The following is a 14,328-nucleotide window of genomic DNA, read 5'->3' as shown; positions in this document are numbered from 1 at the left end:
CGGTGCCGTCGAGGATCAGGTCGGTGCGGGCACGCTGGTTGAGCGCGAGAACGGAGTCGTTCGAGTCGGAGACCAGCACTGTCGCCCGCCTGGCTTGCCGGTCGGCCCGCCAGGCGGCGTAGGCGGCATCGACCATCGCCTCCGTTTCACCACTGTGGATGCGGTCGTGGTCGAGGTAGGTGTCGATGACCTCGGTGCGGCCATGCCGCAGGCCGAGGGACGCGGTCTTCTCCCACTCGTTGGTAAAGCGGTGCACGTCGACCAGTTCGGGGGCGTCGTCGCGGTCGCGGACGAGCAGCGAAAACGCGCCGCCGGCATCGACGGACTGGAGCTGGGCGTAGTCGCCGACGAGGAGCACCTTCGCCCCGGCCTCGGCGGCGAGGTGGGTGATCCGGTCGAGGGACAGGGTGCCGGCGAGGGACGCTTCGTCCACGATGACGAGCTGCCCCATGCCGAACGTGTCGCCGTACATGAGGTGGCTCTGCCACCATTTCGCCGTGTTCTCGGTCTGGATGCCGAGGTCATCGGCGAGAACCTGCGCTGCGACCGCGGACGGGGCGAGTCCGACGACGGAACCTGCGCCGTGTTCGTGCTCCCATGCCCGGCGCAGCGCGGACATGGCTGTGGTCTTGCCCGCGCCGGCAGGGCCGACGAGCACATCGACCACACGGCCGGAGACGGCGACCTTCGCCAGCGCGGCGGCCTGGTCGTCACCGAGGGTGTGTCTCTTCCTGTCCGGTCGCGCCGCGATCTTCTCGACGGTGGCGAGCGGGACGGTCGGGCCTGTGGTCGTGCGGGCACGCTCGAGGAGCCGGTCTTCGGCGGCCAGCAACGTCTCGGAGGAGAACACCATGGAGTGCTTCGGCCGGAACACGCTGGTCCCGTCCGGGCGGCGGAACACGGCCGAGCTCGATGCGAGCTCGGGCGGCGTCAGCCGCAGGGAGGCGGCTTCGGCGGCATCCACGACCATGCCGACGATCGCTTCCCGATCCGTGGTGGACGCGAACCTGTAGCGCATCGTCTGCCGGGCCGCTTCGGCTGTGAGGTTCCACCGCCGCCACGTCGATCGCTTCTCGCCCACGACATCCACGACCGACTGCCCGATCGTGCCGATCACGTCCAACGGCACGTCATCCGCGCGCAGCAGCAGAGGCGCGTCGTTCGCCGTCACGGTGCGCGCCCATGAGGTTGCGTTCTTCCCGAGGATGCACCCCGCCCGTTCCCGCCAGTCGGTGGTCAGGTCGGCGAGGGAGCGGACCTGCTTCTCCGGGCGGGTGCTGAGCGTGGCCTGCGCGCGCAGTTTGATGATCGTCGCCGCAGACGGCTGCCGCCCATGCCGGGCGACGTACTCGGCGATCAGCCGGTCTTTCTCGACATCGATGTGCCGGGACCGGGAGGAGAACTCCGCGACCAGCTCCTCCGGGACCGGGGCGACCGCCCAGGCGGGGTTGCGGTCGCGACCCATCTCGCGCGCCTCCCACTCCACACCGAACGTCCGGGTCAGGTGGTCGGCGAACACCGCCTCGTGCAGCTCGGAAAGCGCGACCGTGGCGGCGTGCATTGGCCGTCCGTCGAGAGAGCGCCACTTGCCGTCGAGGACAGTCTGCACCTTGTTCGAGATGACGACATGCGTGTGCAAATGCGGGTCACCCGCGCGGGAGTCGTAGTGGTCGAACGCTGTGGCGATCAGCCCGTGGACATCGACCTGCGCAACCGCGCCGTCGCGGCCGGTTGCCCCTGCACGGGTGGCTGCAACCTCCCGCTCCATGAACGCAACCACCTCCGCAACCGCCGCATGATGCGCATCCGCGATCAGCGCCTGTGTGCCCGCGTCCGCGACCGCCCACAGCACGGACGCGGACTTCGGGACCGAGAACGTGAAGTCGTATCCCGCGACCGCGCGCCGCGTCCCGCGCGCGGCCTCTTCGGTCTGGATCGCCGCGACCGCTTCGGCTCGGGCGAGCGGCCCGAGCGTCGGATCGAGGGCCGAGACGCGCTCGGCGACGCGCTCGGCGACGCGCTCGGCCACTGGCCGGTACTCGGGGTACGCCCGACCCAAAGGTGCCCCGGTGATCGGGTCACGACCCATGCCGACCAAGAGCTGGAGCTGGGATTCGGAGACCTGATCGCCCTGGGCGATCTGCCCGCCACCGAGAGCCCCCACGCCGGAACCGACCCAGAAGCCGGGCGGGCTTCCCGCCTCGGCGTAGTAGAGCGTCAACGGCGTCGAGAGCGACCTGTCACCGTCGCCCGCGGCGACGGTGCGCAGCAGGTACTTATAGCCATCGCCTGCCGACATCACGCGCATCGAGACCGTCACTCAGGCCGCCTCCCTCCCACTTGCTGAGGAGGTGAGGGGAGGCGGTCTGTCGCATCAGATGCAACCCGGCGAATGACGCGGCGCCCTCGATCTGCAAGACGCGTGGTGACTCAGAGGACGGGACGAGGCGACGACGAGGTGAGCAGGCGTCGCGGGGCGAGTTGCGACGGGCAGGGGAGCCGACGCGAGCACCTGACAGGTGACCAGCCCGGCATCAGGTTCGCGAGCGGACGACGACCGGGATCACCGAGCAGCCGGAGTCCTCATGCCAGAAACCGACGATGCGAGCACGGACCATCGTCTAAGGGTCGGGTCGCTGTTCTCCGGCTACGGCGGCCTCGACCTCGCCGCCGAGGAAGTCTTCGACGCACGCACCGTCTGGTTCTCCGAAATCAACGAGCCCGTCGCCCGCGTCTTCGCACACCACTGGCCCGACGCCCCGAACCTCGGAGACATCACGACGATCAACTGGAACACCGTCCCGCCGGTAGACATCCTCTGCGGCGGGTTCCCCTGCCAGGACGTATCCACGGTCGGGAAGATGGCCGGCCTCGCACCGGGCACCCGCTCCGGCCTGTGGGCACACATGGCGGCGGCAATCGAGGTGCTGCAGCCTCAATGGGTCGTCATCGAGAACGTGCGAGGGCTGCTGGCCGCAACCGCAATCCGCCCCGTCCCGGAAGGAGACGACGATGAACGACGCAACCCCGCAACCGCAACCGCCCGAGCAGCAACCGTTCACAACCTGGAACCCGACCCGTGGGGTCTGGGAGACGAGCCAGCCCGACCTCTACGGGCACTTGGCGCCGTACTCGGAGACCTGGCCGACCTCCGGTACGACGCACGTTGGATCGGCCTACCCGCTTCCCACGTCGGCGCTCCGCACGCCAGGTTCCGAGTCTTCGTTCTCGCCCGTCCCGCTCTTTCGCACCCCGCTCGCCTCCGACTCGATCCGAGGCAACGAGCCGATAGAGAGAGTCCGAGCTCGGCGGGGGACGATCACGCTCAGCCATCAAGTAGTCGAACTCTTGACCAAGCGCGACCGCACAAGCTCGCCGGAAGCGACCTTCGCGCTGATCGAGGAGTTCTTCGACGCTGGGGACGCTACGCCCCCGCCATCGCCCGATGGGAACACATCACCGGACGCCCCGCACCTGCCCCCGCGATCCTCAACGACGAACCCGTGAGACGACCGGCACCGCCGTTCGTGGAATGGCTGATGGGCCTTTCTGCTGGGTGGGTCACCGATCCGTCGGTCGGGCTGACACAGCCTCAACAACTCTCAGCACTCGGCAATGGTGTCGTACCGGCCCAGGCGGCGGTGGCGTTACGGGCACTCTTCGATTGAGCGGCGCGAGAGTCAGTTCGTCCGGGTCGATGCTGTGCTCGCCATACAGAGAGGGCCTAGGATTGAGGCATGAAGTTTGGTCACGGACACATCAGACGCCGGGTCGCCGCCTAACGGCGACGACCCTTGCGAGCCGGGCTGTGGCGGAGTGTTCCGTCCAGCGCGGCGGTTGAGTGCGACCTGACGCTGCCTGCTTGGGTGCGTCGCCGGAAGGTATCTATCCCTCCGTGTCGACAAGGAACCCAGCATGTCTTCGATCTCTGACGCCTCTAGTTTGGCGCGCCATGAATCATCCCGCCCGCTCATTCCCGATTCCATCATTCGGGCGCTCCGATGCCCGTTGTGCCGTCAGCAACTAACCCAGGACACCAACGGGCTGTCGTGTTCGCATGGCCACAGCTTTGACCGCGCGAAGCAGGGGTATGTCACCCTCCGTCCAGGGGACCGCACTCCGCAAAACGCTGACACGACCTCAATGGTCATGGCGCGTGAGGTTCTGCTCGGGACTGGCATCTACGAGCCGATCCGCGAACGCGCTGCAGAGCTTATCGCGGCCGAAGCGACCAGCGACTCGTCACCGATCATCGCTGATCTTGCCGGTGGCACCGGCTACTACTTGGCGGGCATCCTCGACCGACTGCCAAGCAGCTTTGGGATGTGCGTCGACCTGTCTGCTGCTGCGCTGAAACGGGCCGCGCGGAGCCATCCCCGAGCAACTGCGATTGGCGCCGATCTAGGTCGCCCGTTGCCTGTAGGAGACGCCACGGTTTGTGTGGCCACGAGCTTTTTCGGGCCGCGCAATGTGCCGGAGATTCGGCGAGTGATGCGCACGACTGGTGTTCTCCTCGTTGTCACACCCACCGTCCGACACCTGGCGGAGTTGGTTGAGCCACTTGGGATGCTCACGGTGGATCAACGCAAGGATGAGCGCCTTCGGACGACCATGAGTTCATTGGTCCCGTTACAGGAAGAGCGGATCGAGTACCGCGAGCCCCTGACAAACCAGCAGATTCGGGCGATCGTCGGAATGGGGCCGAGCGCCCATCACATCAACTCGGAGCAGTTGGAGTCACGTATGAGGCGACTGCCCGAGGGAGTCGTGGCTACCGTCTCCGTGAATCTCAGGGTGTACGGGCGAGGCGAACGCGAGTCCTGACAATGTGCGGGGTCTTTGCCGCACTCAAACGGCATGGTGTCCATGAGCACTCGGCAGTCCCGCAGTGTGCCAGCGCCCTCGCCGGGGCTCCGAGTCACCAAGTAGACATCATGCGGCGGGAGCTCGCACGATGTCGACGCTGAGCCAGCCCTATCACCCGATCCTTGCTCGAACCCGCACAGCTCACCGTCCAGCCGGGCCCGTCGCGTATGACTGTGTGAACGTGATCGTTGTCCGCGATGGAACAGCGATCCTGTTCTCCGAGTTCGGACAGAAGCCGGTACGACCCGGCGACGTGATCCTGCTCGCCCCAAACACGCTCTGCGGTTCGGAGCCCGAGGGTCACGTCACCTTCACGTCGGTGTCGCTCGATCCTGACTTCGTGCTCGATCACATGCGGTGGCAATACACCGACTTGCTCCACGATCGGCTCGACGCCCAAGACTTCGCGGAGATGATCTACACCGAGCCCGCACAGATTCTCCGACTCGGTGAGGATCGTGCAGGGATGTTGATGCCGTGGCTGGATGAACTGGTGCGGCTCAGCGTTGGTGGGCAGTTCGCCCGCGACTATTTCCGTATCCAGGCGTTGTGGTTCTCGATCACCGATGTGATCGCCCCTTTCGTCAGAGTGTCGCCGGTTCGGGTTTCCGCTTCTCAGCGTGCGCATATCCGGCCCACTCTGCCGAGGGATCGCCGCTTCGCCCCACTCCGGGCCGACGTTCAGAAGGTCGCCTCGCTGCTGCGCGAAGCGCCCGAGCAACGACGGACGCTGGATGAGCTCGCGGCGGAGGTGCATCTGTCCTCGTCGCAGTTGAGCCGTGTCTTCGTTGAGGCATACGGCAAGACACCGCTGGCGTTTCTCACCATGATCCGTGCGGAGCGCCTGGCAAAATACTTGCGAGAGACCGACCTGCCGATGGCCGTAGCGATGCGGCGAGTGGGCTGGCACTCTCGGAGCCACGCGACCGAGCTGTTCCGTCAGTATGTTGGCGTCACCCCAGGCCGGTACCGGAGGCTCCGCGCTCCTTCCTGAGATTGTTCTCGATCCCGCTATCTCGTGTGCCGGGTAACGGCACGGTGGGCGCGATCTGGCGCTCTGCGCCCGCGCCGTCCGGTAACCCGTAAGGACTGGTCGGGTTCATCGTGGAGCCTGTCGGTCGCAGCGTCGTCCGTCGTCCGTCTCGTCTCTCTGATCTTCCCGGCGCACCTCATGGTCGCAAGGGCCACCGGCACGCGCCAACGGCCCTCACCGGGAGGAGGTCAGCGATGGCGACAACCGAGGAGGCACGAGCAGCGCGAGACGCGAAGCTCGATGAGCTGCATGAGCACCTGACCGGCGCCGTCGAGCGGCTGGTCACCGGCGACGACTGGCGTCGTGCGCTCGAGTTCGCGGCGCGGTTCCGGTCGCGCTCGTTCGGGAACACATTGCTGATCTGGGTGCAGCACCTTGACGCTTTCGAGCAGGGCCGGGTGCCGAACCCGGAGCCGTCGTATGTCGCCGGCTACAAGCAATGGCAGGCTCTCGGGCGACAGGTCGCCAAGGGCCAGCCCGGTTACACGATCTTCGCCCCGGTGACGGGACGGTTCGCGTCCTCGACGCCGCAGGACCCCGGCTCGTGGCGCCGCCTCGGCCGCTTCGAGAAGCCGCGGCCGGGCGAGGCGGTGCGCTCGCGCATGATCGCCGCGAAGCCGGCCTATGTGTGGGATGTTTCGCAGACCACAGGCGACCCGATCCCCGAACGACCCGTGCCAAGCCTGCCCGAGGGCGCGGCGCCTGCCGGGCTATGGGAGGGCCTGACGGCGCTGATCGCGGCCGAGGGCTTCGAGGTGTTGCGGGTCGATCACGAGGGCATGATCGACGGCGCGGACGGGATGACCGACTACCGGGCGCGCACGGTCGCGGTCAGGGTGAACATGTCCGAGGCCGCCCAGGTGAAGACTCTGGCGCACGAGCTCGCGCATGTGAAGATGCACGGCCCGGACAACCCGGAGGCGTCCGGGCATCGCGGGATCGGTGAGGTCGAGGCCGAGTCGGTGGCGCTGATGATCGCCGCGGCACACGGGATGGACACCAGCTCCTACAGCGTGGACTACGTCTCCGGCTGGGCCGGGACCGTCAAGGGCAAGGACTCCGCCGAGGTCGTTCAGGCCACCGGGGAGCGGGTACGCAAGACCGCTGCGGCGATCCTCGACGCCCTCGACACCGCACAGGCCGGTGCGGGCGACCCGCCCAGTCTGACCCGCGATGCGGCACCGTCACCACGCGCCGAGCGGAGCCCGCGGGCACCGATGGAGCAGGGCCGGACGGCGCGCACCGTCGAGCTCGCGGTGAGGAGTCTGTGATGGACCCCGCCGCCCTGTTCACCGCCGTCACCCGGATGCCGCTGCCCGAGGCCGCGCTACGGCTTGCGGACGCCGGCGTACCGGTCTTTCCCTGCGTGCCGGGCGGTAAGAGCCCGCTGACGCACGCTGGGTTCCATGAGGCGACGACGGACCCTCGCCGGATCAGGTCGTGGTGGCGGTGGATGCCCGACGCGAACATCGGTGTCCCGACCGGCGCCGCAACAGGGCTGGATGTGGTCGATGTCGACCGGAAGGCCGCCGGCTCTGGGTTCGCGGCGTTCGACCGCGCCCGCCGAGCCGGGCTCGTCACCGGATGGGCCGCGCTGGTGCGTACCCCCTCGGGCGGGATGCACGCCTACTACCCGGCCGACCCCGAGCGGCCGCAGCCCTCATGGCAGGCCGCCCGAGCGCATGTGGACTTCCGAGGCACCGGCGGCTACATCGTCGTCCCGCCCTCGGTCGTGCAGCTCAACGACGAGCTGCACGGCCGATACGAGCTCATCCGTGCCGCCGAGCCCGCCGTTCGTCCCGTGGACGGCAAGGCGCTGCGGGACTTCCTCGACCCCCGCCCGGCAGCCTCCCTCCGGCCCGGCGGCGCATCGGAGGTGCCGGACGCGACACGGCTGGCCGGCTGGGTCGCGGCGCTCCGGGAGGGCGAACGCAACCGTGGCCTGTTCTGGGCCGCGTGCCGCTTCGCGGAAGCCGGCACGTCTCCGGCGTCGGCGCTGGACACGCTGGGGCCGGCGGCCGAGCACATCGGTCTGCCGCCGCGCGAGGTGTTCGTGACGATCCGATCCGCCTACCGCGCGGTCGGCAGCGCCCCGCCCCGTCGTGTCAACGACGCGCCTGGGCGCGCGACATCACCCCGCCCGGCGGCGGGGGTCAGAAGTCAGGTGCTCTCGTGATCCCCGAAACGACGATGCGGGGCGGCCGGCTGGCGGTGGTCACCGCTGTCGCCGGGACGGTGCTGATCGCCGCCGGCGCGTTCTGGCTGTCCTTCACCGCCCTGGCGGACCTCGCCCGCCGCTCCGGGGTGAACGCGGGGCAGGCGTGGGCGTGGCCGATCATCGTGGACGGGCTGATCGTCGTCGCCACGGTCGCCGTCGTCGCGATCGCCGGGCACCGCGCCGCGTGGTATCCGTGGGTGCTGCTGGCAGGTGGGGCGCTCATCTCGGTCACCGCGAACGCGCTGCACGCCGTCGTCGCCGCCGACGCCGACGTGCCCGGCCTGCTGGCGGCCTGCGTCGCCGCGGTGCCGCCGCTGGTGCTGCTCGCCTCGACGCATCTGACCGTCGTGCTCGTGCGCTCCCGTCCCGCTGATGCCGCCGACGCACCCGCCCCAGCCCTTGCCGTTCAGATGGCGGGAGAACTGACGGCGGAGGAGCTGGTGGCGGAGCCGACCGGGCGGCGCCTGGTCGCGGCGCGGCTGCGGGAGGAGGGCTGGTCGAACAAGGCCATCGCCCGGCATCTGTCTGTCGCCCCCTCGACGGTGGGCCGCTGGTTCGCGGCGCGAGGCGACGTACCTGCTGTGCAGGAGAGCCCGAAGGAGCAGCCCGCATGAACGAGTCCACGATCCGACCGCAGACGCTCGCCCGCGAGGATGCCGCCGAGCCGTCGCGTGCCGCACGAGCCGAGGAGGCCGAGGCATCAGCCCTGGGCCATCACCGCGACCCCTCCCTCGCCGGCAAGGGCAAGGGTGCGAAGGCCGAGGAGGAGGCGAAGAAGAAGGCTCGCGGCGTGGAGTGGGTGCGCCCGACCGAGCTGGTCGCCTACCGCTCCGGGCGCGTCGCCGGGCGCGGGATCGACTTCCAGGCCGAGCTCGCCCGGCGTTCCCGCCGCCTGCAGGGGCAGACAGTGAGGGTCAGCCGCCGTGGGATCAGCAACGCCTCCGCGCGGCTGAGCGAGCGCGCCCGCCATCTGCCTCCCGCTTCCGCGTTCGGTCGCGGCAGCGGCGAGCGGTACTCGTGGGTGTCGCGCTCCGGGATCGGGCTGGGGTGAGGTAACCATGCGCGGCTCCAGCACCGAGACGACGGCTGCTGGACGCCGCGCGAGCACCTTCTGTTCAGGAGGTGCCGGTATGCGATCCATGAGCGCCCGCGAACGGCGGGCTCGTTTCGAGGACTCGGAGGCGCTGCGCGCCCTGCTGAACCGGCTGCACGACGCGGGCCGGGGCGCGTGGCGGGACGACCCGGAGGCCGCCGCGCTGATGCGGCACGCGGCCGACAAGTACGCCGCTCTGGCACGCAAGCACGGGCTTGACCCGTGGGAGGCCGCCTCGGCTGCGTTCGAGGCGATGCGCGGGGCTGCGACCCGCCGTGCGGAGGACCCGTGGGCGGTGGTGACGCGGGCGGTGCAGGTCACTTGCATCGGTGAGGAGCGCGGCAACGGGCTCCTGTGCTCGGTGCATCAAGCCCGCCGGCCCCGGTACTCGGTGTTCCATGACGCGGAGCGGTTCAGCGACCGCGAGAACCCGCTGCCCGAGTATCACCCGGCGTTCCACGTCGACCCGTTCACCGAACAAGACGACGAGGCGGTGCCGGCTTCGGAGCCGGTGACGACGGTTGCTTCCGCCGTGGAGGACACGATCGCGCTGTTCAGTCTGCTCGGCTGGGAGCAGGAGACTGCCCGCGCCGCCGTCGAGTACGTCACCGCACGGCTGGCCGAGGCGCCGTCGCGGGCCTCGGCGTTCGAGGGGCTGCGCCGCGACCGGCAGGCCCGCGCCCTGCTCGATCTGCCAGGCAGCTCTTGGACGGCGCTGCTGCGGATCGTCCTCGGCACCCCGGACCCCGCGCTCGCGCACACGAACGCGGGCCGCGGGGTGCTACTGCGGCTGCTGATCGGTGAACCGCTGCGCGCCCTGCTGATGGACGACGACCTCGTGCTCGCCGCCGGCCTTGCCGCGCCAGGGATCGAGCGGACATGAGCACCGCACCGGCAGGCCACATTGAGCTGGAGCGCACCGTGGAGTCCATCACGGTCGGGCACCGGCACCGCCGCGACCTCGGAGACTTGACCGCGTTGGTCGAGTCGATCCGCCGGGGCGGCCTGCTGCAACCCATCACGATCACCCTCGACGGGCATCTGATCTGCGGGGCACGGCGCCTGGCGGCGATCAAGGAGCTCGGCTGGAAGACCGTCAACGTGTGGGTGCGCTCCGGCGTCTCCGACCGGCTCGGGCAACTCCTCGCCGAGCAGGACGACAACCTCCTGCACAAGCCCCTGACCCAGCTCGAAGCCGCCGCGCTGTACCGGGAGCTGAAAGTGCTATTGGCCGAGGACGCGGCACGCCGCCAGGAGGCAACCCGGTTCCACGCGGGCGCCGACGCCGAGGATGACGGTGCCGCCAACTTGGCGGCACCGTGGGACACGACCCCCGGCGAGGCCCGCGCCCAGGCGGCCCGGATGGTCACCGGCCGCGCCTCCTACACGACCTTGGAGCGCATCGGTCGCCTGGAAGACCTCGCCGCCGATGAGAGCCGGCCCGAGAGCGTGCGCCAGCAAGCGGCCGTCGAGGTCGAGCGGATCAAGGCCGGCGGGAAGGTCTACCCCTCGCACTTGCGGGTCAACGCGGAGCTGTCCCTGGCCGAGCTCGACCAGCTCGCGGGCGATCCGACCCAGCCGGACGAGCTGCGGGAGCAGGCCCGCGCCGAGGCCGCCGCGGTGCGTTCCGCTGAGCGGGAGGCGAAGACGGTCGAGATGGAGGCGCTGGCGCACGCCGCCCTCGCCCGCGTCAAGGCCGCGAAGGCCGCGGGCCGCAAACCTCAGCGGCGCACGCTGCCCCCGGTGGAGCCGGACGAGCCGGTGCCGTACCCGCTGACGGTGTTCCTGAACACCTGGGACGACCTGACCGGATGGTGGCTGCACTACGACCCCGAAGTGGTCGGGCCGGCGCTGAGTACGGAGCAATGGGGCCGGTTCGAGCAGACCCTCGCCGGCACCCTCGCGTTCGCGGACGCCGCCCGCACGGCCAGGGCGTCCCGCGCCGAGCACACCGCCTGAACCTGTCTCGGACGGTGGGGGCGCACCTTCCTGGCGACATCACCTCTGCCGGAAGGGACACGCAATGGACCCCGCCAACGACCGTCGCCGTCGCCGCCTGCTGATCGCTCTGATTGCGGGCGGCCTCGCCCTGCTGCTGCTCGTCGGAGTCGGCATCTACGGGCTGCTGCGCGGCCCGGCCACGCCGGGGCACGACTCGGCACCCGACCCCGCCCCGTCGAGCACGGACGCACCGAGGCCGCCGCGCGGGACGGGGCCGGTCGCGGTGCAGCACACCGGCGGGCCGGAGGCGTTCGCCCGCAACGTCGCGGCGGCCCTGTTCACCTGGGACACCGCATCCGGTTATGGCCCCGCCGACTACGCGCAGGTGCTCGCGGATGTCGCCGCGCACGATGAGGCGGATTCCTTCGTGGGCGATGTGCGCTCTTACCTGCCCTCGACCGAGGCGTGGGCGCAGCTCCGCCAGTATCAGACCCGCCAGTGGCTCACCATCGACGAGGCAGTCGTCCCGGAGGCGTGGGCGACCGCCGTGGAGCAGGCCGCTCCCGGTCAGATACCCGCCGGGGCGACCGCGTACACGATCACCGGCACGCGGCACCGCGACGGCACCTGGGGCACGCAGCCGGTGGAGGCATCCCGGCGCGTGTCGTTCACGGTGTTCATCGTCTGCGCCCGCCCGATCCCCGGCCGCGGCGTCTCGCCGGGGCTGTGCGAGGTGCTGCGCCTGTCCGAGCTCGACAACCCCCTCCGATAAGGCGGACCTGCCGTGATGAGGAAGCTCGCCGCCCTGGCCGTCGCGCTGTTGTTCTTCGCCCCCGCCACGGTGCTGCTGGGCGTGGCGACGATGGTGAACCCCTCCGCGTCCGCCGCGTGCGTATCGGGGTCGCTGGTGGTCGGCCCGATCCCGGACTCGCTGACCGCGACGACCAAGGACGGCACCACGATCACCCTGAACCGGACGCAGCTCACCCACGCGGCGACGATCATCACGGTCGGCTCGCAGACCGCCGGGGTCGGCCGTCCCGGCGTGGTCATCGCGCTCATGGCCGCGCTCACCGAGTCGAGCCTTCGGATGCTCGCCAACACCGGCACCTACCCGGAGTCCGGTGACTTCCCGAACGACGGCAATGGCGCCGACCATGACAGTCTCGGTCTGTTCCAGATGCGCCCCGCGAGCGGCTGGGGCACGGTGGCCGAGCTGATGGACTCCGGTTATCAGTCGAGGGCGTTCTATGGCGGCCCGACCGGGCCGAACTACCCCTCGCCGCGCGGCCTGCTGGACATCCCCGGCTGGCAGAGCATGGACCCGGGCTCGGCCGCGCAGGCGGTCGAAGTGTCGGCGTACCCGGACAGGTATCAGAACTATCAGCCGGTCGCCGAGGCGATCCTGACCGCACTCACCCGCCCCGCCCGATCCGGCGGCAGCGGGGACGGTGGGGCTCCGGTGGTGCCGGAGACGCACCGCTTGGTGTTCCCGCTCCCGGAGGGCACCTCGACGCGCACCAGCCCGTTCGGGTGGCGCGATGACCCGATCACCGGGGAGCGACGCTTCCACTCCGGTAGCGACTTCGCCGCCGGAGACGGCACCCCGATCCTCGCCGTGGGCGATGGGGTCGTGACCTTCGCAGGGTCGAACGGCGGCTACGGGAACCTCATCATCATCGAGCACACGGTCGGCGGGCAGCGCGTCGCGTCCTATTACGCGCACATGTGGGACAGCGGCATCCACGTCGCCGTGGGCGAGACCGTCGCCGCGGGTCAGCACATCGGGGATGTCGGATCAAGCGGGCACTCAACGGGGCCGCATCTGCATCTGGAAATCCACCCCGGCGGGGCAGGGCAGCCCGCCGTCGACGCGGACGTGTGGCTCACCGAGCACGGCGCCGAAGGCGTCGCCGCCGGCGACACAACCCTCGCCTCCTGCACCGCCGGTGGAGGTGCGCTATGAACGTGTTTCCCGACTTCGGCGGCGTCGGCGGCGCCGACGACCTGCGCGCCATCGTCGGGGCGCTGTTGACCTTCGTGCTCATCATCGCCGTTCTCATGCTCATCGTCTGCGCGATCGTGTGGGCGATCAGCTCCGCGAACGGCAACTACCAGGCCGCGACCAAGGCCCGCACCGGCCTGTTCGTCGCGGTCGGCGCCGCCGCGCTCGCCGGTGCCGGGGTGGCGTGGATGAACTTCCTGCTGAACGTCGGCACCCGGCTCTGAGCTGTCGATCCCCGCCCGGAGGGGCGGGGCGCACCTGACCGTCGAGAACCCGTCTCGACCAGTCAAGGGAGCAGCAAGTGATCGACATCGACCCCAACAGCTCGGGCCTTCCGGGCATCGAGCAACTGCGAATCATCGTCGGCGCCGTGATGACCGTCGGCCTCATCCTCTCAGTCCTCGCCCTCATCATCTCGGCGATCGTCTGGGGCTTCGGTGCCAACAGCAGCAACCCGCACCTCGCCAGCCGAGGCAAGGTCGGCGTCCTCGTCTCGTGCGGGGCGGCGATCATCTGCGGTGCCGCGGTGACGCTCATCAACTTCTTCTGGGGCGTCGGGCAGGCCGTGTGATGAGCACCCGAGCACTACGCCGGTCGCGGGGGTGGGTGCGGTGAGCATCTGCGATGTCCCGGTCATCTCCAACGTGTGCGATGCCGTGGGCGAGGGCGTGGCCTCCCTGGTGGCGGCCCCGTTCGACTGGCTCGGTCAGGCGATGGCCGGAGCCGCCGCCTGGCTGTTCGAGGCCGTCTGGCAGGTCTTCGACACCACGACCCTCGTGGATGTCACCAGCCCCGAGTACGTCGGCGTCTACAACATCCTGTTCGGCGTCGCGGTGTTCGTCATGCTCGTCTTCTTCTGCTTGCAGCTCATCACCGGGCTCATCCACCGCGACCCCGCCGCCCTGTCCCGTGCCGCACTCGGGCAGGCGAAATCGGTGCTCGGGTCGTTCCTGGTCATCACGCTCACGGCTCTGCTGCTGGAAGTCACCGACCAGCTCGCGGTCGGGATCGTGCAGGCCACCGGGAACTCGATGGAGACGATGGGAACCCAGATCGGCCTGCTCGCTGTGGGCCTGGCCGGCATCAACCTGGCCGCCCCCGGCGTCGGCGCGATCCTGATGATCTTCCTCGCGGGCCTTGCCATCAGCGCGGCGGCGATCGTCTGGTTCTCG

The 14,328-nt window shown here is 69.8% G+C and carries 14 protein-coding genes and 1 pseudogene; 14 read left to right on the top strand and 1 reads right to left on the bottom strand.

The window, feature by feature from the left end; translation table 11 throughout:
* Positions 1–2,308, bottom strand: a 2,308-nt coding sequence (gene mobF, locus ACOJSN_RS11050; protein ID WP_420112552.1) for a MobF family relaxase, incomplete at its 3' end; no start/stop codon positions are given.
* Positions 2,309–2,585: 277 nt separating this feature from the next.
* On the opposite strand from mobF, the gene ACOJSN_RS11045 reads away from it, so the two are divergent.
* From ACOJSN_RS11045 to ACOJSN_RS10980, 14 genes and pseudogenes are all read left to right on the top strand, one after another.
* Entirely contained in the window at positions 2,586–3,668 is a 1,083-nt protein-coding gene (locus ACOJSN_RS11045; protein ID WP_420112550.1) for a DNA cytosine methyltransferase, read from the top strand.
* 247 nt (positions 3,669–3,915) lie between these two features.
* Positions 3,916–4,824 (top strand): putative RNA methyltransferase, encoded by a 909-nt coding sequence (locus ACOJSN_RS11040; protein ID WP_420112549.1) that lies wholly within the window; start codon positions 3,916–3,918, stop codon positions 4,822–4,824.
* A 130-nt stretch (positions 4,825–4,954) separates the two neighbouring features.
* On the top strand, positions 4,955–5,860 hold the full coding sequence (locus ACOJSN_RS11035; RefSeq protein ID WP_420112548.1) for an AraC family transcriptional regulator: 906 nt from the start codon (positions 4,955–4,957) through the stop codon (positions 5,858–5,860).
* Positions 5,861–6,093: 233 nt separating this feature from the next.
* Entirely contained in the window at positions 6,094–7,170 is a 1,077-nt protein-coding gene (locus tag ACOJSN_RS11030) for an ArdC-like ssDNA-binding domain-containing protein (RefSeq protein WP_420112547.1), read from the top strand.
* Positions 7,170–8,075 (top strand): bifunctional DNA primase/polymerase, encoded by a 906-nt coding sequence (locus ACOJSN_RS11025; RefSeq protein WP_420112546.1) that lies wholly within the window; start codon positions 7,170–7,172, stop codon positions 8,073–8,075. Before ACOJSN_RS11030 ends, ACOJSN_RS11025 begins: the two co-directional genes overlap by 1 nt.
* Before the next feature lie 14 nt (positions 8,076–8,089).
* Positions 8,090–8,731: a DUF2637 domain-containing protein gene (locus tag ACOJSN_RS11020; RefSeq protein ID WP_420112551.1), complete on the top strand. Its 642-nt coding sequence runs from the start codon at positions 8,090–8,092 to the stop codon at positions 8,729–8,731.
* On the top strand, positions 8,728–9,168 hold the full coding sequence (locus tag ACOJSN_RS11015; RefSeq protein ID WP_420112545.1) for a hypothetical protein: 441 nt from the start codon (positions 8,728–8,730) through the stop codon (positions 9,166–9,168). Before ACOJSN_RS11020 ends, ACOJSN_RS11015 begins: the two co-directional genes overlap by 4 nt.
* 79 nt (positions 9,169–9,247) lie before the next feature.
* Positions 9,248–10,093, top strand: a complete 846-nt coding sequence (locus ACOJSN_RS11010; protein WP_420112544.1) for a hypothetical protein — start codon at positions 9,248–9,250, stop codon at positions 10,091–10,093.
* Entirely contained in the window at positions 10,090–11,169 is a 1,080-nt protein-coding gene (locus tag ACOJSN_RS11005; RefSeq protein WP_420112543.1) for a ParB N-terminal domain-containing protein, read from the top strand. Before ACOJSN_RS11010 ends, ACOJSN_RS11005 begins: the two co-directional genes overlap by 4 nt.
* A gap of 64 nt (positions 11,170–11,233) precedes the next feature.
* Entirely contained in the window at positions 11,234–11,923 is a 690-nt protein-coding gene (locus tag ACOJSN_RS11000) for a hypothetical protein (RefSeq protein WP_420112542.1), read from the top strand.
* 15 nt (positions 11,924–11,938) lie between these two features.
* Positions 11,939–13,117: a M23 family metallopeptidase gene (locus ACOJSN_RS10995; protein ID WP_420112541.1), complete on the top strand. Its 1,179-nt coding sequence runs from the start codon at positions 11,939–11,941 to the stop codon at positions 13,115–13,117.
* A complete protein-coding gene (locus ACOJSN_RS10990) occupies positions 13,114–13,380 on the top strand; it encodes a DUF6112 family protein (RefSeq protein WP_420112540.1) in 267 nt (88 codons plus the stop codon). The genes ACOJSN_RS10995 and ACOJSN_RS10990 overlap by 4 nt, the downstream gene beginning before the upstream one ends.
* 77 nt (positions 13,381–13,457) lie before the next feature.
* Positions 13,458–13,727 carry a DUF6112 family protein gene (locus ACOJSN_RS10985; protein ID WP_022883069.1) on the top strand — a complete coding sequence of 90 codons (270 nt, stop codon included), beginning with the start codon at positions 13,458–13,460 and terminating at the stop codon, positions 13,725–13,727.
* 40 nt (positions 13,728–13,767) lie between these two features.
* Positions 13,768–14,328 (top strand): annotated as a pseudogene (locus tag ACOJSN_RS10980) (conjugal transfer protein TrbL); the annotation flags it as partial.

It is taken from the genome of Pseudactinotalea sp. (genome assembly GCF_048594945.1).
In the GTDB taxonomy this organism is placed as follows: domain Bacteria; phylum Actinomycetota; class Actinomycetes; order Actinomycetales; family Beutenbergiaceae; genus Pseudactinotalea.
The sequence above is the reverse complement of the archived record's forward strand: the minus strand, read 5'-3'. Positions and strand labels throughout refer to the sequence as shown.

What these genes read in the sequence shown, in the direction of transcription:
- ACOJSN_RS11020 (WP_420112551.1), top strand. Translation starts at nt 8,090, where the DNA reads ATGCGGGGCGGCCGGCTGGCGGTGGTCACCGCTGTCGCCGGGACGGTG.
- ACOJSN_RS11000 (WP_420112542.1), top strand. Translation starts at nt 11,234, where the DNA reads ATGGACCCCGCCAACGACCGTCGCCGTCGCCGCCTGCTGATCGCTCTG.
- ACOJSN_RS11030 (WP_420112547.1), top strand. Translation starts at nt 6,094, where the DNA reads ATGGCGACAACCGAGGAGGCACGAGCAGCGCGAGACGCGAAGCTCGAT.
- ACOJSN_RS11035 (WP_420112548.1), top strand. Translation starts at nt 4,955, where the DNA reads ATGTCGACGCTGAGCCAGCCCTATCACCCGATCCTTGCTCGAACCCGC.
- ACOJSN_RS11040 (WP_420112549.1), top strand. Translation starts at nt 3,916, where the DNA reads ATGTCTTCGATCTCTGACGCCTCTAGTTTGGCGCGCCATGAATCATCC.
- ACOJSN_RS11045 (WP_420112550.1), top strand. Translation starts at nt 2,586, where the DNA reads ATGCCAGAAACCGACGATGCGAGCACGGACCATCGTCTAAGGGTCGGG.
- ACOJSN_RS10995 (WP_420112541.1), top strand. Translation starts at nt 11,939, where the DNA reads ATGAGGAAGCTCGCCGCCCTGGCCGTCGCGCTGTTGTTCTTCGCCCCC.
- ACOJSN_RS11015 (WP_420112545.1), top strand. Translation starts at nt 8,728, where the DNA reads ATGAACGAGTCCACGATCCGACCGCAGACGCTCGCCCGCGAGGATGCC.
- ACOJSN_RS11005 (WP_420112543.1), top strand. Translation starts at nt 10,090, where the DNA reads ATGAGCACCGCACCGGCAGGCCACATTGAGCTGGAGCGCACCGTGGAG.
- ACOJSN_RS11010 (WP_420112544.1), top strand. Translation starts at nt 9,248, where the DNA reads ATGCGATCCATGAGCGCCCGCGAACGGCGGGCTCGTTTCGAGGACTCG.
- ACOJSN_RS11025 (WP_420112546.1), top strand. Translation starts at nt 7,170, where the DNA reads ATGGACCCCGCCGCCCTGTTCACCGCCGTCACCCGGATGCCGCTGCCC.
- ACOJSN_RS10990 (WP_420112540.1), top strand. Translation starts at nt 13,114, where the DNA reads ATGAACGTGTTTCCCGACTTCGGCGGCGTCGGCGGCGCCGACGACCTG.